Origin of the sequence: Paenibacillus sp. cl123 (genome assembly GCF_900101595.1) — a bacterium.
GTDB lineage: Bacteria > Bacillota > Bacilli > Paenibacillales > NBRC-103111 > Paenibacillus_G.
The window spans coordinates 1-21,864 of sequence record NZ_FMYY01000018.1 but is presented as its reverse complement, the minus strand read 5'-3'; the positions used below and the strand labels follow the sequence as shown (position 1 = coordinate 21,864).

Genomic DNA, 21,864 nt, shown 5'->3' with positions numbered 1-21,864 from the left:
GGATTCAAGCTGAAGTTGAGCCCGTTCGCGCTGCCGGAGTTGAACCACATCAAGATGTTCGCCCCTGGCGAAACGGAACTGGCGCTGATGTCCAGGAATATACCGCTTCCCGCGTTGATCAGGTTGTATTTCGCACCGTTCTGGACGATCCACCAGCGCTGCGCCGCCGTATCGTTGCTTGCGTTCTGGGCCACCGGATTGCTCAAGACATTGACGCCGTTCTTGTTCTCCATGACTTTTCCGGTGAGGGAATTGGTTATTTTGTAAGATCCGTCGCTTTGCCGCTGGAACAGGAAGATCTGCTCGTTCGAGTTGACCGTTCCCTTCGTCGCGGTTTTGAACTGCGTACCGTCGTTCGAGTCGGCTATGCTGATATTTGTTGCGTCGGTGTTGTTGGTGATGAAATAATAGCCATCCGCCACCGTCGCGGGAACGATCGGCTTCCATACGGCATACAAGGTGACAGTGGCGTCTGCCGTATAGCTCTGTGTCGGCGTGTATACCCGGGTAGTTCCGGCGCTGCTTGTATCCCACCCGTCAAAGTAGTAGCCCGCGCGGATCGGGATCTCCGCTGACAGGTTCAGGTTGACGCCGCTATGCTTCATCTGCGGAGCCGGCGCGCCTGTGCCGCCGTTGGCGTCGTAGAATACCTGATTAGCATTGAACTTAAAGTCAACCACTACCGGATAATGGTCGGAGCTATTGATGGAGCTATCGTTTACATATACCCTATGGGTCAGAGCGGTGAGGAAGCTCGGGTTATAGAAAATCAGATCTTCATTGACTCCATTTGTACTTCCGACGCCCACCTCATGGAACGTGCCGTATCCCGGGGTGTGTTTGACCAGGGCGTTGTCGGTTGCGTCTAGATATCCGTTCTGGATTACAAAATTATAAGGTGTATGACCTTTCCAGAAGAACCAGTCTCCACTAAGGATAACGGGGATCTCCCCGTATTTTGCCAACAATTCATTTACTCTGTTAATCGTTTGCTCGGCAAAGAAAGTAAATTTCCCTCCGGGCATCGCTTGACTCGCATAATGGTTGTTCGAAACAAGGAAGACATAGCCTGTCGCCAGTTCCTTGAACAATCCCCATGTTTGCTGATGGAAGTAAACGCGCTCACCGCCGTAAAGTCTGAAACCTGAGTCTATGACCGCGTATTTTCCGGTACGATAGGCGATCGGAGGTTCCTGATAGGACCCTAGTCTCGGGTCTTCCAGGTCTGAGAAGTCGTAAGCGTTCTCAAAAGGAGCTTTGTCAATCGTATAATAGTCTTTAATTAATTCCGCAATCCGGTAAGAAATATCATTTAAAAATTCATTGAAGGTAATGATGTCCGGCAAAGTCGCAAGGTAGATATCTGCCGCAAGCTCAGCGCGCTGCTGGAAGGAAAGGCCTTTTACGAACTCCGGGGAAGGAAAATATATATTGATTTGCATGACTTTAAGGTCCGTATCGGCGGGAGACAGCGCAAACGCCTCCGCTTTGCAATCTCCAGACAGATTCAGGCCGGTTCCTATTTCCAAACCGCCCAGTCCGTTTATATAAGCTTCAAATGCGTTTACCGCCTTGTCGCCCGACATCTTGCCCTGATTGACTATAAGCAGCTTATCGCCCGCCGTCTTAATCGTATAATAGACATTGGGCCTGTCGTACGCTGTGTAAATGTCTCGGCTGGCCTGCCTCGAGGTGCTGCCCACAAGAATTTCGTAGCTGCTTTCGGGCTTGGTATCGGGAACGACCTCTAAATTCGCCCCTGTTTTATTCAGGATAATGTCGCGTACGCTGTTTGCCGCTTCCTGTGAAAAAACCAGTTTCGAGTCATAGACGATTTTGTATACCGTGATCGGATTGCTGTTGATGGTGTAGCTTGAAACGCCGCTGTCCCATGCGCCTTCTTCCTCCTCCTCACTGTCCTGCATGATAAGACCGGCATATACCTTTATGTTTTTGATGGCGGATTTTACCGTACCCGGAGTGGTAGTGTCGGCGAAGACATCTTGAACGGCCAGGGACAGAACATCGCTGGTATATCCATAGGCAAGATGGTCTTGCAGGGGTTTGCCTACATCTCCGGTAAGAAGCTTGACTCCGTTGATGTAAACGGTCATCTTGTAACCGTCAATCTCAAGGGCCACATGATTATAGCCATCATCAACATAAATGCTACCAGCCTGCATCATGGAGTTGGAGTACTCGGCATAGGGCGCGTAACCGTTAGGATTCTGACCATACAATAAGGTGCCTTTACCCTCGGGATTGTCCTCAAAACCGGCCGTACTTACATAAGAACCGTTGGTGCTGATGCGAAGCCCGGTGCCTGCGTCCACCGGCTTTTTATTTTGATAGGTTACGGTATATTTGGAGCGGGAATTAAGAGAGAGGTTGGTATAGCCTCCATATAAAGCTTGGTTCGCAACATAGTGTCCGTATAAGGTTGTGCCCACGACGCTGTTATTCAAAGTGGATATCGTTGCGCCTTCAACCGCGTCATAAGAGTAGGTCGCCATGTCCTTGGAAGATTGGTGGTCTATACCTGGAGTATATATGGCGCCCTGCGCTCCCGCTGCAGGCACCGTTAGATCGGAAATATCAAGCAACAGCTGGCCGTTAGCCACCGGTGTTATTCCGTCGCGAACCAACAAGCCCTTGTATACCTTTACGTCACCCAGCTTCACAAAAACGTCGGCGCCATATGTGAACAGGATCATCGATAAATTCTCGGTTCCAAAGTCCAGAACAGGAGTAGTCCCGACAAATTTATAGACACCGCCCGATCTTATGTAGCATGAGATAACGCCTGTTTCGCCGTCTACCTCATACTTGAAATATTGAGTCGCCCTTCCGTCCTGATCGATAATCGTATCCTTTTCCGGATAGGTAACATACCCATATCCTTCAGGACCATGTTCACGACTGCCGATTTGATACCTTGCCACATACATCTGTCTGGAAGCGAAGGTATGAAAGCCATAGGATAAAGCGCCGTTGCCGTTAAGGTTCTGCGAATCGTTGAAGATGTGGACGCCCGCACTTCCAGAACCCTCATTTGTGCTTCGGGTTATCGAATACTCAACCGTATAGCTGTTGTTCTTGAGCGGCATATTCGGAATTGCACCGCCCCAGAAATAACCGGACCCTGCTGCTCCGGTAATCGTCACCGAAGAACCGTCCTGTGAAACTTCTGCATCTGGAGTTCGCAAGTCAGCTTTACGGATAAATCCCCAGATAGAATCATTGAAATTTGCTTCATACAGCAGCTGTCCCTCCTGAGATCCGAGAGCGTTCACCGATGTGGGCATAGCCGGAAATAGCGTAAACAACAAGAGCCCTGCGAGCCAAATGGAGAGCAATCTTTTCATCATAACAAAATCATCCTCCCATACTTTTTATAATTCAAGCAAAACCCGTCGAGTGGGGCGGCCATGATTGCGGGTGCTTTCGTACACAGCGGCAGTCATGCCGCCAGGATTCACCTCCACGACCCAGAAAGAGGTGCGTGTCCGCCCATCCACCACTGAACGCAAGGTATGATAACCGATGCCGTTCTTCACGCTCTTATGTCCGGTGTGCATATGTCCTTGAAGCACCACCACGCGCTTATTGCAGGTTTCCAATATGCGGCGCACCTCTGAGGCATTTCTGATGACATGGGGGTCCTCCATGTCATCCAGAAGGGCGTGCACCATCAACACGACGATATCCGGCTGTGCCGCCGCCAAATCGGCCTCGAGCCAGCGCAGCTGGGACTGGGGAACGTAGCAATCGTCCCATCTCCCTACCCCCCACCGGTGGGGCATACCCTCGGCGGTGAAGTTGCAATCCAGCGCAACGAAGTGCACACCCTTGTGGTCAAAGGAATACCAGCTCTGTCCGCCCGGCATCTCCCACAGCGCGACCAGTTCGCTGCGAGGCACGGAGTCCACGTCGTGATTTCCGAGCAGATGATACATGGGTCCGTGAAACTGGCGCAATACCGGCATGATGGCTGCCAGGGCCTCCCGGCCCTTGTCCGGCTGACCGGGCCAGTCGATAAGGTCACCCAGGTGTACGCAAAAATCCACGGGCACACCGTTGAAAGCATCCATACATTGACGCGTTTTTCCCAAGGCGTTCCGGTAATACCGCCCCATTCGCATGGGGCGGTCTGCATATTGGATGTCTGCCAAAAGACCAAAGCTGAACGTTTCCATCTCTTTGCTCCTTCGCTTGCGCTTTTTTGTGCTTGTTCCTGTAAAAAGCAGCCCCGGAATCCCAGGGCTGGTTTCCGTCAATTGATATTGTATAGCAATCCGCTTGTATTGTTGTCCAGTCCCTCCGAAGACAGGTGTGAGGTATCACCGATGCACACCAGCCGCGGGTTTATCCGGTGCTTATCATATTGCTCCAGAAGCACCGTCGACACCGAGGTGGGGGGCAGCCAGATCGAGCGCCAGAGCGCGGCTACCGGTATGTCCATGATCAGGGACAACAACGCGAGGCCCGAGCCATGGTGGCAGAATATCGCCACATCGTTGCCCGCAAGCGGGGCATCGGCCGTCCAGCCTTCGTCGGTCACCTGGATGTGAGCTTGCCGCAACCATTCGAGCCAGCCCATATGCAACTCCCGGAAACGGTTGGCGGTTTGGGGTTGTGGGAACAGATCGCTGTTTGCCCCTTGGTTTTCTTTCCCCCCCTCGGCCTTGTGCAACTGATGCCCCGGCAGGTTCCAGATGACCACCGGGTCCGGCAGCACGCTTGAATGAGGGTTGGCTGTCAATTCCCCCATCTCCCGTATCCATTCCAGAGTTTGCACGGGTATCCCTGTTCTATCGGCGGTATAACGGGCGGTGGCCAGAGCCCGCCCCATGGGTGACGAGCAGATGCGCACTAGAGGCAAGCGCTCCATGCGCCGGGCCAGCGCCTGGGCTTCTCTTTTGCCCAGGTCCGTCAGGTTGTCATTCGGGTAATCCGGATCGCCGTGTCGAATAATATGTAGCCTCATTTTTTAGTGTCCAATAAGGCTTGAGCTTCTTTTTGTGCCCGTTGCAGCGTAGCGGGGATGTCAGCCTTTTTCAGGAAGCTCTCATCCAACGCCAATTTGAAGACGTTGGACACATCGCCGAAATTTTTCCGGATCATGAAAGGGCTCTGCAGGATCGGAAGCAGCTCTACGGTCGTGGCATATTGTGGCTTCTTGGCGAACATGTCCTTAATTTGGGGCAGATCGTAGGAAGACTTACGCACCGCGAAGTACCCGGTGGCGGTCATCCACTCGGCGGAAACTTCCGGGCTGGTCATGTATTTCACAAACTTCCAGCTGGCATCGATCTTCTCCTGAGGGTGCTTGCCGATGATAATGAAGCCGCCTCCGCCCAAGAGGGAAACAGGTTTTTTACCGTCGCCGGCGGGAAGAGGGGCGATACCCCAGTCGAAAGTAGCGGTCTTGGACACATTGCCCAGAGAGCCGCTGGAGTTTGTCATGATGGCGGTGGTCCCGGCCAGAAAATTCTCTGCCGCTCCGCCGTAGCTGGTGTTGTCCTGAGCCAGACCGGCATCCATGAGCTCTTTAAAGAAGGTGACGGTTTCGATGAGTTTGGGGTTGTCAAGGGACATGTTGTCGATATCCTTATGAACAGCGCCGCCATTGGAGAGCGCCAAGGCCTCGGTCATCCAGTTGTCGCCCATAAACTCAAACGGTACAAGCTTAGCATTATAAGCCTTGAGAGCTTTGGTAACCGTTTTCAATTCGCTCCAGGTAGCTGGTGGTTTCTTGGGGTCCAGGCCGGCGGCTGCCAAAATATCTTTATTATAATAAAGAATAGTGCCGCTGTGCTGGAAAGGCATACCGTACAGCACGTTGCCTGGGTAGCTGAACAGCGTGAAGAAGCCCGGTACATAGTCGTCTAGAAAACCGGAGGGTTCCTTGGCGATCAGGGTGTTCATATCCACCAGTGCGTTTATGCTGAGCAGGTTGGAGAGGTTGTAACCGCTGAGGACCACGTTGGGGGCATTGCCGCCCGAGATGGCAGTCAGAGTCTTTTGCAGCGTTTCATCGTAGTTCCCGGTGAAGGTGGCGGTCACGTGGATGTCTTTGTTAGCCGCATTGAATTTTTCCACAATCTTCTCCATAGCAACGGCCAGGGGACCCGAGGTCTGGGTGGGGAAATAATAGACCAGTTCAACCACCTCGCCCTTACTGGCAGACGCCTGGGTGCCTCCCGGAGTAGCTGAGTTGCCGCTGCAACCCGCCAGAAAAACGAGAATCAGAGACAATGCCGTACCGAGCAGTGCAAACCATTTGTTGTTCTTCATATGATCGTTTCCTCCATTCAAGTAATTATTTATTACACACCCAAACCGTGCATAATATCAACGACACAGGCTATTGCTGGGCCAAGGCTGGAGACGCGACCGGCTATTTGATGCCTGAGGTGACGAAGCTATCTACCAGCTGGCGCTGGAAAAACACCAAGGCCACCAAGAGCGGCAATATCACCAAAATGGCTGCCGACATGGTCAACCCCCATTCCGAGGCGCTTTCTGCCTGAATGCCAAAGTAGGCCAGGCCTACGGCAAGGGTGCGCATTTGCACGGATTCGGTGATGACCATAGGCCAGAAATAGGAGTCCCATTGATACACCAGGGATGTGATTGAGAACGCGATAATGCGAGATTTTATCATGGGAATGCCAATCACCAGCATATACCTGAAATCGCCGCAGCCGTCGATGCGGGCACTGTCTCTCAGTGCGGTGGGTATCTCCATAAACGCCCCGCGGAATATGATGATAGATATAGCCGAGGCAAAGCTGGGAAGGGCGATGCCCAGCAGGGTGTTGTACAGGTGCAGCCCGTTGATGATGAGGTAATTGGGCAGCAGCAGGCTTTCCGGGGAAACCAGAAGCCGTGCCAGCACAAACAGGTAGAAAAAGCTCTGAAACTTGAACTTAAAGCTGGAGAAAGCGTAGGCAGCCGGAATACTGATGCAAAGCTGCGCCACCAAGACCACCACAGCAACGATGATGGTGTTTTTGTAAAAAACACCCCAAGGTGCGCGGCGCAACACTTCCTTCATATTCTCCACGAGCATGAACTCCGAGGGGATGATGGAGAGCGGATGCTTCAGTATGTCCATCTGGTCCTTCATGCTGGTGATGAAGATCCAGGCCAAGGGGAATAGAAACACAAGACTGGCAAGCAGAATAATGGCGTTAAACACCAGCGTGGACGTCATTTTTTTGCGGGTGGCCGCCATGACGCTTGTATCCCGGACATGCTTTCCTACATTAACGCTCATACTCCACCCTCCGCTCGCCAAGTCGTAGATAAACGATTGTGAATACAAACAATACCAGCAGGAATATCGTGCTCATGGCACTGCCGTAACCAATTCGCCGGTTGATAATGCCTTCTTGATAGATGTAATACATCAGCACATTGGACGAATGACCGGGGCCGCCTTGGGTCATGATGGCAACGAGATCCATAGATTGGAAGCTGCTGGTCACGGACAGCAGACAGACCACAAACAGCGTGGGCGTCAGCATGGGCAGTGTAATCTTGAAATAGCGCTTGATAGGACTATCTGTTTCCAGTGCTGCGGCCTCATAATAGTCTTGGGAAATATTCTGCATCCCCGCCAGAATTAGCAAAAAACTGAACCCTAGTGATTTCCACACCGAGACGACGATGAGTGCCAGCAAGGCGTATTCGTAGCTGTTTAACCACTGAATACGCTGGTCAAGCAGCAAGTTGATGGCGCCGCGGGAAGGGTTGTACATGTAAATCCACACCATGGCGGCCACCGCAATGGGTAACACGAACGGGTAAAAGGCCGACATCCGGAATAGGGTGCGGAACTTAACGGCTTTGCTGTTGGCTATCGCCGCAAACAGCAACCCCAGCACCACGGTGAGAATGACTTGGGCAACGCCGTAAATGGCTGTGTTCCCAACGATGCGCCAGAAGTGCCGATCCTCGTTGATGGCTGCATAATTTCCAAGACCGATAAATTCCATTCGGGTAAAGCTGACGTTAGTGTCCATAAAGGATAGGTATATGGTTCGCAGCATGGGGTAAACACTGAACGCCCCAAAGATGATGACCATAGGCAAAATATAAAGATACGGTTTAACTGATCTATTGACCAAGGATCCTCTGCTCAATAGCTTCCCTCCGTTCCATTCACGGTTTAGGTCGTAAAACAATCAGTGGGGTACTTTATAGACATGATTCCCGGATAATAAGCTCCGGTTTGATGATATCATGCTTCTCTGGGCTGGGGTCGAAACCATCTTTAATCATGGAGACGATTCTGTCACTGGCCACTCTTGCGTGCTTATCAACAAAGGTGCGCACTGTGGTAAGGCGCGGAGAAAACCATTGGGCCATGGGAATGTCGTTGCTGCCTATCACCGATATCTGACCCGGCACCGAGATTCCGTTGTCCTGTAACGCGCTGATGACTCCCAGTGCCATGGTGTCGTTATAGGCAAATATGGCGTCGTATTGGCGCATGCGATCCAGGTTGGCAACTACGGTGTCGTAGCCCGATTTGAAATCAAAGTTGGTGAAATAGATATCGTCTTCCGAGATTCCCATATTTTTTTCCGCCAAAGCATCCATGAGGCCCTGCGTCGTTATATCGCCGGACTGATGGTTTCGGACGCGAAGATACGCAATGTGCTTGAATTTTCGCTTTGCTAAATGTTCGCCCACCAGATATCCCATCGTATAGTTGTCGAGAGAGACGCTTGGGATGAATTGCATTTTCTCGTTGCATCTCGTCATGGAGAACAAGTGGATGGAAAGCCCCTTTAAATACTCGATGACCTCGTCATTTTCAATCCTGCGGAAGAGGACCAGTCCCGCCAACTGCCGCTTTTTGATCACCCTGTCCAGTGCGGCCACATCGTCAGTCAATGTCACGTCGTTCAGAAGAATGGGATCGAAATCATGCTTCGACAGCGTCTCCTGAAGATAGCTGAATTGAAAGGTCCGGAAATCGTCCTCCATGAAGCTGCGGAAATAAGAGTACATCAATATTCCTATGGAATTGGAGGTTTGGGTCCGTAGGCTCCTGGCATTCATATTGAACTCGAAATTGTGTTTTTGGGCCAGCTCGAGTATTTCTTGCTTTCTGAGCTCCGATATTTGATCTGATCCGTTAAGGGCGCGTGATATGGTCGATTGTGAAACGCCAATGAGCTTGGCCAATTCCTTCGATGTCATTCGCATTTCGCTTTAATTACATCTCCTTTGCTACATGCATCTTCTCAGCCAGTGCACTTGGTGGAAGAGCCTCAATTTATGCATACGTATGCGTTAGCGGAGTTGTACAAAGTTCCGCATTCGTATGCATTGATTGCTTTATATCATGGTTCAAGTTTCCTTGTCAATCATTTTGTGAAGAACAGGAGAAGTAAGGCAGCCAGGCTGGAATATTGCACGAGTTTGCCATTCATGCAAAGATTGACGCAAGGTGCAGATCTTAAGAAAAAGAATGGAAGGAATGAGGACCATAAAATCATTGTCGATCAAGCGGAAGCTCATTCTCTATTTCTTGGTGTTTTTCTGTTTCCCGCTGCTTGTTTTGGGTTCCATCTGGTATAATAAGTCAGTTTCTGAGATTGAGAATAATACAATTAACCGAGCAATTGATTCAGCAGATGAGCGATCAGCTTGATGAATACTTCGCTAATATTCGTTCGGATACATTCCCTTTACCGGGTCATCCCTTGATTCAGAAGATTATCAAGCTCAACCTGGATGATTCCTACGAAAAGTATCGGTTAAACGAACAGATGAACAGCGATTTGTATCAGAAGTTAATGTACAGTCGCAAGGATATGATGGGGTATTCCATTATGGCCGGCAGCGGCGATAGCTTTGGGATGGTAGATATGAGGAGCCGTATTAAGGATTGGTCAATTATAGGCGCATTCGAACAAAACTTCGGAATTGTGGGAGCTTATACGACTATCGGGTTTCCAGTTGTAACCGTATATAGAGTCATTATTGATAATTCTTCCTATCAAATTACCGGACTTATAGGTATGGATTTTTCAATGGATCCTATATCCATTTTTTCAAAAATATTTCGTGAAGGGTGCTATGCTGGGGTCGCTGAAAGAGTAGCAGGCTGCGCGAAAATAGCTGTTTCTGAATGAAAACCATAAAAGTTTTTACAAGTGAGGCCGGGGAAATGCAGCGGTTGGAGCTAACTTTGGACGATTCCACGCAGGATATACAATTTATCGTAGTGCAATCAAGTGAGTGGCTGATTCTCCGGTTTGACTGGGAAGAGCGGATGACATGGGGAGAATTGAGGCTGATTGACCCTGATGGACGGCTTAGGTTCACCTATATGGATGTACACGGAAACCGTGCCGCGGTTATTCACCGTGAACAGAAGTTTATCAGCTAATCGTATTGATCGGACAGTTTTTTACTGACCCACCTTGTTTCGGGATGGTAAACCGCTAAGTTTCCCCCGCGGGTTTTGTTTATGCCGTTGTAGTTCTTTTGTCAAAGCCTCACTCGTTCATACCATTCGACAAGCTCTAGCGAAGGCGAAATATGTAGCTCCTGCATTAATAGCGTTTCGTATTGCTTGTACTGGGCTTGGAGTGCTTTCCAGTCCTTCAATAGGGCGAAGCCTTGCATAAGCTGCATATTCGCCTCCTCGTCCAATTCGTTGCGCCGCACCAGCCCTCTGGAAATCTGAATGGCCTGGCGGATCTGATACTCGTGTTCGAGCTGCCAATAAACGAGACGTTTGGCAAATGCCTCGTACAGGTCGCCGAGCCGTTCGGATTCGACAAGCGCCCATTCATAGGATTTATCCTCGAACAAATCGCCGGTATACATTTTCTCAACGGCAAGCGCATGATCTATATTGCTTCTATCTATGGTGTTGAGATGGGCTAGCTGCTCTTCGAAATCTATAAAATCGACTTTGATCTGCTCAAGTCTCATTTGATAATACTCGCGATCCGACATGAGAATCGTCTTTAACCCATACGTCGACAATGTCCGGCGCAGCTGGTACAACGCGGTGTTGAGGTACAGCTCGGAATTTTTCCCTTCTCTATAGTGGAACAAGTCTTCTAAGATTCGGCTCTTGGCAATACGCTGCCCGCGGCAGAGCAATAAGTAAGCGAAGAGCTCCTGGCTTTTGCGAGACATCCACTTTAATGCTTCACCTTGAAGGCCGTTCGTTTGCAGTCCTCCTAAGCCTGCGACAAGCAGACGCTGATTCCTGGTGTCTTCAGAATCAGGCTTCCCCCCGCGCCTTCGGGCGGCTCTCGCGACGGTTTCCTCCAGCCTTTTCCGGGTAACAGGCTTTACGATATAGTCCAAGGGATAAGCGTCGAACGCATCCAGAGCAAAATCCTTATGGGACGTCACAAATACAATGTCCAGATCGGCGTGGTTTTTCCGCAGTTCAATAGCCAAATCCAAGCCGCTGTCTTGGGCAATCATGATATCGACAAAGGCAAGGTCTACGGCATGCCGCGCGGCAAACGCAATAGCCTCTGCATGGCTTTGCGCCGTACCTACGATATGAACCCCATCAATTCGCGACAGAAGCTGGCTTAGTGCTAACAACATCGCCGGTTCGTCATCAATTAGCATTACGTTCATACTGGTTCCTTTCCGGGTCTGAGGCATTCAGCGAAAAGTAAAACACCGTTTTCTGATTCGGCACACTTTCCACCCTAATTTCTCCGCCGCTCATCCGCACGAATTGTTGGCAGACCTGTAGTCCCAGCCCTGTCCCTCTCTCCCCGGCCGTACCCGTTGTCGATACCAGCTTCAGCGGATCAAACAATTCTCCGATTCGTTCCGCCTCTATGCCAACCCCGTGATCGCAGACTGAAATGATGACTTGATTGCCTTGGGCCTCGGCTTTCACGATAATTTTGCCGTTCCGTTTGGAAAACTTGATTGAATTCGTAATGAGATTGCGAACGATAAGCTGGACAGCCTCCCGATCCGCATACACGTCTATATGGCTGTCGATGTCGATATCGATCGCGACTTGCTTGGCTTCGCTTTTAATCCGCAGCGAATAGCAGGCTTCCTCAACCGCATCGGCTAATCGTAATCGTTCGGGCTGCAGCAGCAACCCTTCCTTTTGGCTGCGGAACCACTCCAGCAGGTTTTCGATCATCACAAATGTGTTTTGGATTTGCCCGTTCAGGGCATCAATCACCTCTTGATGCTGAGGGCGGAACAAGGTTTTATCCGCTTCCAATACTTCAATTAAGCTGGCCTGAACGGCTAACGGATTCCGGATGTCGTGGGAGACGATGGCAAACAAATGATCCTTCAGCTGATTGAGCTTCACGATGTGCTCCATTTGCCTATGCTTGTCTGTAATATCGAACACGACGGACACAGTTCCCTGAGCGGCCTTCTGACTGGGGGAAACCGGATACACCTTGATCGAGTAGACGCGGGATTCGCCATTTACCTCGGCGTTTACTTCCATGTCCTTGGTTTTCATGTGCTTGCAAGCGTACAGCCACTCCGGCCAGTGGGCCAACAGCTTGTCGATAGGCTGTCCAGTTATCGGACTATTGTCAAGAGTCACCAATAAGGGCTCGACATAGATATTGGTATCGATGATGATCCCCCTGTGATTGACGATGAGTATGCCTTCCTCCATCGTCTCGACCACCATGTTTCTAGCAAGCGGCACGACCGAGAACATACGGTAACGGATGACAAGCCATAGCATGGCCATCCCCATAAACCCGCAATAGACCGAGAGGGGAAGGAGCCAAGGCGTGAAAGACGGATTCAAGGATTTGACCATTTCCATTGCAGCAGGAATACAACCGCACAATATTAACAAAATGCCGGGCTTGCGAAGCTCCGGGCGCACTCGGCGCAGGTAGATAAACAAATAAAACACGCAAACCGAGATAACCAGGTAACAAATAATATGAAAGGCAATCGAATAGGCGGTTTTGCTTACTTCCAGATGCCCTTGGTTCAATTCAGCATGCCAAAAAAGAAGATGATGGTAGGAATTCGTCCATATTAGCAAGGACCATGCCAAAAAAACGGATAGAATCTGAAGCATGCGCTTCGGACGTAAATAGTCGTTTTTGTCGAATAAAGCCAGCACGAAGAAAACCATCATCGGTACGACAAACAGCAAGCTGGTCTGTTGGATGTTTCGGAACAGCATTTTGGCAGCAAAGCTTTCGCTGTTCAGCTCCATAATGACGCTTCCGGCATAAGTGACACGGCAAGCCATAACCCAGGCGAAATAACGGATTCCCCGCTCCTGGCTGTAGAAGAAGGCGTAGCATAAAAACATGACCATCAAAAAAACAGAAACGAGCATGGCCACATTGGATAGTGTAATACTCATCGCTCCGAGAGTCTCCTTACCCGCGATAAACAACAGCTCCTCTTCATTATAACGCACGTTAGGAAGGGGTCAATTCTTTCATAGTTTATTCATAGCGGTTTGTTATAGCGGGTTTTGCTGGATAGCGGGTTATTTCCGCTCGATATTCATTTATTGAGGCTGCCATGCAATTCTCCGCATCGCATTCCTACTGTTAAAGCCACATCATCATCCGCCAGTGGCACGGCTCCATCTGAAGTTGTACTTTGTCTTCTTTACTTATACTACATTGCTTTAAATTAACTGATAGTATCATAATATAGAGAAGCTAAAAGCTCATAGGAAGGGAGCGAGCGGTATGATACGTGCGGTTCTTATCGATGATGAGGAGAGCGCTTTGGATTTACTAGATATTTTGCTGAACCAGATCGGCGGCTTCACTATAGCAGGGCGTTTTATGAATCCGTTCCAAGCTTTGGATGCGCTTGAGGCGTTGAAGCCTGACGTCGTGTTTCTGGATATTCAAATGCCCGGCATGTTAGGTATAGAGGCTGCGAGACGAATTAAGGCGGTACGGCCCACCACCCAGCTAGTTTTTACGACGGCATATTCGGATTATGCGCTGGAGGCTTTTGAAATCCACACCGTGGACTATTTATTGAAGCCCTTTACGGTCGAAAGATTGCAAATGACCGCTTCGCGTCTTGTGAAACTTGAACTGGAAGCAGAAACCGACGCCCCGACTGACGTTCTCAAGAAGACTGCGCGCACTTATGTACAATGCTTCGGTGGGTTTCATATTCATATAGATGCAGGATTGCTACCTTGGAAAACGAACAAGGTCAAGGAGCTTTGCGCTTTTTTGGTCCAACAGGATGGCAAATACGTAGATGCCGCTGCTATGATCGAATCCATATGGCCGGAATCCGAGCTCAAGAATGCCAGAACCTACTTTTATACGTGTATGTCTTTCCTGCGAAAAAGCTTTCAAGAGTACGGCATTCCGGCAAGCGTGGAAAAAATGGGCAGAGGCTACGCCATAGATATGAGCGGATTGGACAGCGATGTGTCGGAATTTTCCTCGATGGCTGATAAGGTGTTAGCGGGAGATGGCATGAACGAGTTCCATTATGAACGATTGACGTCCCTGCACGCGGGAGAGTACTTGGAGGATATCGACTCCAGATGGGTGATATGGCGGCGGGAAGAGCTCAAATCGAAGTATATGGGCGCCTTGCGGACGATGTATGCTCATTTTGAGCGTGTTGGAAACTTGACGCTCGCGGCCGACTGCTTGCAGCGCATTCTGGCCCTTGCACCTGATTCCGAGAAGGATGGCCGTGAACTGATCCAGCTTTACATGAACACGGAAAAGCGAAGCGAGGCTGTTAAAGTGTATCGGCAATTGGACCGATCGGTTCGGCTGAATCTGGGCTTGGAGCTGGAAGAGGCAACTGTCCGGCTTTTCAACAGCATTGCCCCGGGCAGGTCAAGAGAACATGATGACTAAAAAACTGGCGGCAGCGGCCGTTACCTTCATCCTGTTGGCAGCCACCTATGGACTTCTGTTTCAAGCATTCAGATCAATCCCCACGAACATGCCCGCCGCCTCCCAGGGCTTGATGGACCTGGCAGACTGGAATTTTGCGAGAGACGGGAACGTGACGTTGGACGGCGAATGGGAGTTTTACCCCGGCGTCTTGCTCGGTCCTGAGGATTTCCAAGCCGGCTACGGCTCGGACGATTCCCCCGCTATGACGCGGACGCTGCTTCAGGTGCCTGGATCATGGACCGAGCATATGGATACGTTTGGCGTTGTCACCTACAGGCTGCAAATCCGAGTAGCGGAAACGGGTAAAACGTACGGACTCAAGACCTCCTCCATTCAAATGGCCAACCGCATCTTCATGAACGGCTTGGAGATCGGCGCAAGCGGTGAAGCGGCGGAAGAACCGGCTTATCAGGCAGGCAACAAGCCATACGTCAGCTATTTTCCCTTGAGGCCGGGATGGAACGAAATGATCGTTCAGGCGGCGAACTTTGATTTCCAAGTCAGCAGCGGCATGATCAATTCGATCGCATTCGGTTATTCCGAGCAAATTTCCAGCTTACGCGATCAAGCGTTTGCCCACGATTTGATCTCGAGTTGCAGCTTTCTTATTATGGGCTTGTATTTTATCGGCCTGTATACCCAGCGTACTGGCGACCGATCGCTGCTTGTATTCGGATTACTGTGTATTTGTATTCCCCTGTTCCAGTCGACACGCGGAGAGAAGCTGCTGCTTGTCTTATTCGACTATGTTCCGTACTGGCTCTACATTCGCATTCAGACGATTTCTGTTTTTACGGCAGGCATGATGCTGCTGCTGTACGTTTATACCGGATTTCGTCCATTTAGCTCCAAACGGATCGTGTATACAGGAATCGCTATCGGCTTAGCTCTGACGGTATGGGCAGCGGGGTTTATTGACTTACCCTATAACAAAACCTTGCAGCATCTGACGACAGCGTATGCCACCCTTCCTTTTCTTTACGCGACGTATGTTTTCGTGCTGGCTGCTTTTCACCGCGTAGAAGGCAGCCTGTACCTGGTTATAGCCGCTATCGCCTTGAATTATCATTCGATGCTTCAAAGCACGAATGTATATGCCAATGTGCCTCTGCATTCGTTTGTGCCTATTGAGGTCATTATTTTCCTGCTAATGCTCGCTCTGCTCATGTCACACAGGTTTTCCAACGCCTTCAAAAAGATCGAACAGCTTTCCGTCCAACTGTTGAAAGCCGATCAATTAAAGGACGACTTTCTCTCCAGAACGTCGCATGAATTCAAAACTCCACTGCACAGCGTGATTACCATTTCGCAATCGATGCTGGATGACAAGCACAATCCGCTTCCTGTCGCGCAGCAGGAAAAGCTGGGGCTTGTGCTGGCTGTTAGCAAAAGGCTCGCGCAGCTCGTGCTGGATATTCTGGACTTGTCCAAGCTCAAGCAGGGCGACTTGATTGTGCAGCCCATACCGGTTGATGTTCGTTCGACGGTGGATCTCGCCTTACGCATCTTTTCTTTCTCGACTGCCGATAAAAACGTTCGTTTAATAAACCTTGTGCCCGAGGATTTACCCCATGTGTATGCGGATGAGAATCGTCTTCGGCAAATCTTGAACAATTTGCTCGATAACGCGATCAAGTACACGAAATATGGGAGCATCGAGGTAGCGGCCACGTATGAGGGTGGAAAAATCGAAGTTTCTGTCCAAGATACAGGAACGGGAATCGATGAGCAGGAGCTTGAGCATATTTTTGAACCGTTTCGAACCTACGATCTTGCCGGTGGACAAAGCTTCGGGCTGGGGCTCCCCATCGTCAAGCAACTGCTGGAACTGCAGCACGGAGACATTTCGGTTTCCTCTGTGAAAGGCGAAGGAACGGTGTTCACGTTCCGCCTTCCTTCCGCCGAAGCCCCGGTCAATACGAAGCGGGTCAACAAAACCGAAGTTCACCCGGATAACGAGTCCGAGCCGGATTATTCGTTTCCTACCCCCTTGTACTTGAACCATGCCGGCGATCATACGATTCTCATCGTAGACGATCAGTTTTCAAATTTAAAAATTGTAATCGATGCGCTCGCTCCACTTGCCTATAACATCATAGCCGTCAAGAACGGCTTCGAGGCTGCCGAGCTGATCAGTAGGCCGAATTCGGTCGATCTGGTTGTGTTGGACCTCATGATGCCCGGGATGTCGGGTTATGAGGTATGCCAAACGATCCGCCGTACATACACCCTGCTCGAAATGCCCGTTCTCATGGTCACGACCGCCTTCCAGCCGCAGGATAAGCTTGCCGCTTTCGAAGCCGGAGCCAACGATTTTTTACCGAAGCCGTTCGATACGATGGAACTGAAAGCCCGGATCAAGGGCTTGCTTCTTATGAAGGACGCGCTTGGAAAAGCGGTCGACATGGAGGTTGCGTTTCTTCAGTCGCAGATCAAGCCCCACTTTTTGTATAACGTATTGAACACGATCGTTTCTTTAAGCTACACCAACATAAGCAAGTCCCGCAAGCTCACGACCGACTTGGCGCATTATTTGCGCGGAAGCTTCCAGTTCAGCAACGTTCAGAAGCGGACTACTTTCGGGCAGGAGTTGAAGTTCATCGAGTCGTATGTGGAAATTGAAACGGTGAGATTTAAAGAACGCCTGCGTGTGGAGTACGATATCGCACAGTCGATGTACGGCGCAGTCATTCCCCCGCTTCTTATCCAGCCTCTGGTGGAAAACGCGATTCGTCATGGTGTTGGCGGCCGCATCGAAGGCGGTACGGTCACAATTACGGCTAAGGAAGCGGACGGGTACTACTGGATTCAAATTGAAGACGACGGAATCGGGATCGAGCATGATCGGCTCAAGCAGCTGCTTGCCGATGACACAGAGGCTTCTCCCGGCGTTGGGTTGAGAAATATCGGGAAGCGATTGAAATACGAATATCATACAGAGCTGCAGATTGACAGCGTTGCCGGCGAAGGGACCCGAATTACGGTTAGGATTCCGTCTGGCTTCCAGGAAGTAGCCCCTTCTCTGGAATGAGCTGCTCATCCTTCTTTGCTGGTTTCAAATTCATGACGGAATTTGTCGTCTTTAAGCGTAATATTCCTTGTGTTTAAGATTTTTTTAAGATCGGTTGTCGTATGATAGGTCAAAGGATTATGAAACGACCAGCATGCTGCTGCAATAGCCTACGTATTCGACAGTAATTTTACGAGCAGGAGTGACAATACGATGCTTAAACGATTTTTATTTATTTTTACTTTGGTATTACTGGTAGCTGGTATCTCCCCAGCTTATGCGGCTTCTTTTGACAATTGGAGGATCGGAAGCCCGCTGCCTACAGGCAACAACCTCTACAGCTCGACCTATGGTCCGGGCAAGCATGTAGCGGTAGGAGATAGAGGTACGATCCTCACGTCCAATGATGGAACAAGCTGGACGAGTCCCGACTCAGGGACCACACAGGCTTTATACGGCGTGACATACAGCCCTGGCCTTTATGTCGCCGTGGGAACTGGAGGTACGGTCCTCACCTCCACTGATGCCGAGAGCTGGACGAATCACAAGGTGGCGGGTAATGTTGGATTTCAAGCAGTCACATACGGGAACGGAGTGTATGTGGCGGTGGGAGGTAGTGGCGCGATCCAAACCTCGAGTAACGGAACGAGTTGGATAAGTCGTACCTCGAATGTGACCGGAGTACTTAGAGGCGTTGCCTACGGTGCCGGCAAGTTTGTAGCGGTGGGAGCAAATGGAACGATCCTTACCTCTACGGATGGAACAAGCTGGACGAAACGTGACTCAGGTACTACGACGCAGCTCTTTTATGGCGTCACCTATGGTAACGGTATGTATATTGCGGTAGGCCACGGCGGAATGATTGTGACTTCCACGAATGGCGAGACCTGGACGAGCGGCAGTACTCCAGGAATTACGGTTACTTTCAACAGCGTCACCTATGGTATTGACACGTATGTAGCTGTCGGCAGAGGCGGAACCGTAGTGACTTCCACGAACGGCGTGAACTGGACGAAACAGACGTCGGGTACTGAAGGATTTAATATGGTCTCCTACGGAAACGGAGTTTACTTGGCTGTGGGGGATTTGGGCAATGTAGCAACCTCCAATGACAGTTCGGCAGCGATCTGGGTAAACCACAGTTCGGGCACGAGCTCCGCGCTATATGGTATCACGTACGGAAACGATAAGTATGTGGCAGTGGGAATGACTGGAACAATCATGAACCTTGTGGAAGGGAATTCCACTTGGCAGCGCGTATCATCAAATACGAACCAGACTCTTTATGGCGTTACTTACGCGAACGGCCGCTATGTCGCAGTCGGAAACGGTGGAACAGTTGTGACCTCCAGTGACGGAGTGAACTGGACAAGCAAAACGTGGGGCTCAGCGAATTCTTTCAGGGGTGTTGCCTATGGTAACAGCACTTATGTTGCAGTCGGGACCACGGACAAGGTCATAACCTCTACTGACGGCACTAGCTGGCAGATGAACTCTAGCTATACGACTGGATATAGGGGTGTCGTCTACGGGAAAAACATGTTTGTTGCGGTGGGAGTTAACGGTACGATCAGCACGTCTAGTGACGGTGTCAGCTGGACGAGCCGTGCGTCGGGCATTATGGCTAATCTATTTAGCGTGTCATACGGGAACGGCATCTTTGTTGCTACTGGGACCGGAGGAGCGATTGTAACCTCCAGTGACGGAATAACCTGGACGAGCCCCACATCAAATTCTACGGCTCTGCTTAGTGGTTCCACTTACGGCGATGACTATCATTTAGCTGTTGGATCCGACGGATCGACTGTAAGCTCCATGGACGGAGTGAACTGGACAAACGGTACGACCGTCCCCTCGATCGCGCTTAATGCCGTCGCGTACGGCAACGGCATGTTTGTGACAGCAGGAAACGCAGGCATCATTTTGCAACATGGAATACCACTGCAGAACAGCACGATTAACCCGACTACCGCGAGCTTTGATAAGTACGCTTCGGCGACGGATTACGCGGATGTTGTAGTGTCGATGACGTTGAAAGGCAATTCACTCGCTAGCATAAAGAATGGCGCGGTTACGTTGGTTTCGGGCACCGATTATACAGTGAGTGGTAGCTCGGTGACGATTAAGAAGGAATACTTGGCTGCCCAAGCGGCTGGCTTGGTGAACTTGACGTTCAAGTTCAGCGCAGGTGCGGACCAGACGCTGGCTGTTACGGTGAGCGATACAACGCCGCAGAACAGCACGATTAACCCGACGACTGCGAACTTTGATAAGTACGCTTCAGCGACGGATTACGTGGATATTACGGTATCGATGACGCTGAACGGCAACTCGCTTGATGGCATCAAGAATGACGTGGCTACGTTGGTTGCGGGCACTGATTATACAGTGAGTGGTAGCTCGGTGACGATTAAGAAGGAATACTTGGCCACTCAAGCGGTTGGCTTGGTGAACCTGACGTTCAAGTTCAGCGCAGGTGCGGATCAGACGTTAGCTGTTACAGTGAGTGATTCGACGCCGGAGAACAGCACGATTAACCCGACGACTGCGAACTTTGATAAGTACGCAGCGGCGGCGGATTACGCAGATATTGCAGTGTCGATGACGCTGAATGGCAATTCACTCGCTAGCATCAAGAACGGCTCGACGACTCTAATCTCGGGCACTGATTACACGGAATCAGGCAGCAACGTGACGATCAAGAAAGAATACTTGGCGACTCAGAGTGTCGGCTTGGTGAATCTGACGTTCAAGTTCAGCGCAGGTGCGGATCAGACGCTGGCTGTTACGGTGAGCGATACCACGCCACAGAACAGCACGATTAACCCGACGACTGCGAACTTTGATAAGTATGCTGCGGCAACGGATTACGCCGATATTGCGGTATCGATGACGCTGAACGGCAATTCGCTTGATAGCATAAAAAGCGGCGCAGCGACACTGATTTCGGGCACTGATTACACGGAATCAGGCAGCGGCGTGACTATCAAAAAGGAATACTTAGCAACACAAGCGGTTGGCTTGGTGAATCTGACGTTCAAGTTCAGCGCAGGTGCGGATCAGACGCTGGCTGTTACGGTGAGCGATACAACGCCACAGAACAGCACGATTAACCCGACGACTGCGAGCTTTGATAAGTACGCTTCGGCGACGGATTATGCAGATGTTGCGGTGTCGATGAGCCTGAATGGCAATTCGCTGGATAGCATCAAGAACGGCGCGGCTGCGTTAGTTTCGGGCACCGACTACACGGAATCAGGCAGCAGCGTGACGATCAAGAAAGAGTACTTGGCGACGCAGGGCGTTGGCTTGGTGAACCTGACGTTCAAGTTCAGCGCAGGTGCGGATCAGACGCTCGCTATTACTGTGAGCGATTCGACGCCGCAGAACAGCACGATTAACCCGACGACTGCGAACTTTGATAAGTACGCTGCGGCGACGGATTATGCAGATGTTGCGGTGTCGATGACGCTGAATGGAAATTCGCTCGCTAGCATCAAGAACGGCGCGGCTACTTTGGTTCCGGGCACTGACTATACGGAATCAGGCAGCAGTGTGACGATCAAGAAAGAGTTCCTGGCGAATCAGGACGTTGGCTTGGTGAACTTGACGTTCAAGTTCAGCGCAGGTGCGGATCAGACTTTGGCTGTTACGGTGAGCGATACAACGCCACAGAACAGCACGATTAACCCGACGACTGCGAACTTTGATAAGTACGCAGCGGCGACGGATAACGCGGATGTTGCGGTGTCGATGACGTTGAAAGGCAATTCGCTCGCTAGCATCAAGAACGGCTCGACGACGCTAATCTCGGGCACCGACTACACGGAATCAGGCAGCAGCGTGACGATCAAGAAAGAGTACTTGGCGACTCAGGCGGTTGGCTTGGTGAACCTGACGTTCAAGTTCAGCGCAGGCGCAGATCAGACGTTGGCTGTTACGGTGAGCGAT

14 protein-coding genes are annotated in these 21,864 nt (G+C 50.6%); 5 read left to right on the top strand and 9 right to left on the bottom strand.

Annotated features, from left to right (window positions below):
* The 7 genes from BLR08_RS22525 to BLR08_RS22495 all read right to left on the bottom strand — a co-directional run.
* On the bottom strand, positions 1-3,368 hold a 3,368-nt coding region (locus tag BLR08_RS22525), incomplete at its 3' end, for an RICIN domain-containing protein (protein ID WP_176835583.1).
* A gap of 24 nt (positions 3,369-3,392) precedes the next feature.
* Complete coding sequence (locus tag BLR08_RS22520) at positions 3,393-4,196, bottom strand: metallophosphoesterase (RefSeq protein ID WP_072335598.1); 804 nt, start codon at positions 4,194-4,196, stop codon at positions 3,393-3,395.
* Between the two features lie 77 nt (positions 4,197-4,273).
* Positions 4,274-4,987: a histidine phosphatase family protein gene (locus BLR08_RS22515; protein ID WP_072335601.1), complete on the bottom strand. Its 714-nt coding sequence runs from the start codon at positions 4,985-4,987 to the stop codon at positions 4,274-4,276.
* Complete coding sequence (locus tag BLR08_RS22510; protein ID WP_072335605.1) at positions 4,984-6,297, bottom strand: ABC transporter substrate-binding protein; 1,314 nt, start codon at positions 6,295-6,297, stop codon at positions 4,984-4,986. The genes BLR08_RS22515 and BLR08_RS22510 overlap by 4 nt, the downstream gene beginning before the upstream one ends.
* Before the next feature lie 103 nt (positions 6,298-6,400).
* Positions 6,401-7,282, bottom strand: a complete 882-nt coding sequence (locus BLR08_RS22505) for a carbohydrate ABC transporter permease (RefSeq protein WP_072335608.1) — start codon at positions 7,280-7,282, stop codon at positions 6,401-6,403.
* Positions 7,272-8,150 (bottom strand): carbohydrate ABC transporter permease, encoded by an 879-nt coding sequence (locus BLR08_RS22500; protein ID WP_072335611.1) that lies wholly within the window; start codon positions 8,148-8,150, stop codon positions 7,272-7,274. Before BLR08_RS22500 ends, BLR08_RS22505 begins: the two co-directional genes overlap by 11 nt.
* Before the next feature lie 55 nt (positions 8,151-8,205).
* Positions 8,206-9,216 carry a LacI family DNA-binding transcriptional regulator gene (locus BLR08_RS22495; protein ID WP_176835582.1) on the bottom strand — a complete coding sequence of 337 codons (1,011 nt, stop codon included), beginning with the start codon at positions 9,214-9,216 and terminating at the stop codon, positions 8,206-8,208.
* Between the two features lie 437 nt (positions 9,217-9,653).
* Here BLR08_RS22495 and BLR08_RS22485 point away from each other — a divergent pair, with 437 nt between their 5' ends.
* Positions 9,654-10,154 carry a hypothetical protein gene (locus tag BLR08_RS22485; RefSeq protein WP_143014433.1) on the top strand — a complete coding sequence of 167 codons (501 nt, stop codon included), beginning with the start codon at positions 9,654-9,656 and terminating at the stop codon, positions 10,152-10,154.
* A gap of 35 nt (positions 10,155-10,189) precedes the next feature.
* Complete coding sequence (locus BLR08_RS22480; RefSeq protein ID WP_143151564.1) at positions 10,190-10,411, top strand: hypothetical protein; 222 nt, start codon at positions 10,190-10,192, stop codon at positions 10,409-10,411.
* 101 nt (positions 10,412-10,512) lie between these two features.
* Here the strand turns inward: BLR08_RS22480 and BLR08_RS22475 are convergent, their stop codons facing one another.
* Entirely contained in the window at positions 10,513-11,631 is a 1,119-nt protein-coding gene (locus BLR08_RS22475; RefSeq protein WP_072335625.1) for a response regulator, read from the bottom strand.
* A complete protein-coding gene (locus tag BLR08_RS22470; RefSeq protein ID WP_072335628.1) occupies positions 11,612-13,372 on the bottom strand; it encodes a sensor histidine kinase in 1,761 nt (586 codons plus the stop codon). The genes BLR08_RS22475 and BLR08_RS22470 overlap by 20 nt, the downstream gene beginning before the upstream one ends.
* A gap of 337 nt (positions 13,373-13,709) precedes the next feature.
* Between BLR08_RS22470 and BLR08_RS22465 the strand changes: the two genes are divergently transcribed.
* From BLR08_RS22465 to BLR08_RS31480, 3 genes are all read left to right on the top strand, one after another.
* Positions 13,710-14,861, top strand: a complete 1,152-nt coding sequence (locus tag BLR08_RS22465; RefSeq protein WP_072335631.1) for a response regulator — start codon at positions 13,710-13,712, stop codon at positions 14,859-14,861.
* Positions 14,851-17,934, top strand: coding sequence for an ATP-binding protein (locus tag BLR08_RS22460; protein WP_256257756.1), 3,084 nt, complete (start codon positions 14,851-14,853; stop codon positions 17,932-17,934). The genes BLR08_RS22465 and BLR08_RS22460 overlap by 11 nt, the downstream gene beginning before the upstream one ends.
* A 192-nt stretch (positions 17,935-18,126) precedes the next feature.
* Positions 18,127-21,864: X2-like carbohydrate binding domain-containing protein (locus BLR08_RS31480; RefSeq protein WP_305367650.1), on the top strand; the 3,738-nt coding region annotated here is incomplete at its 3' end.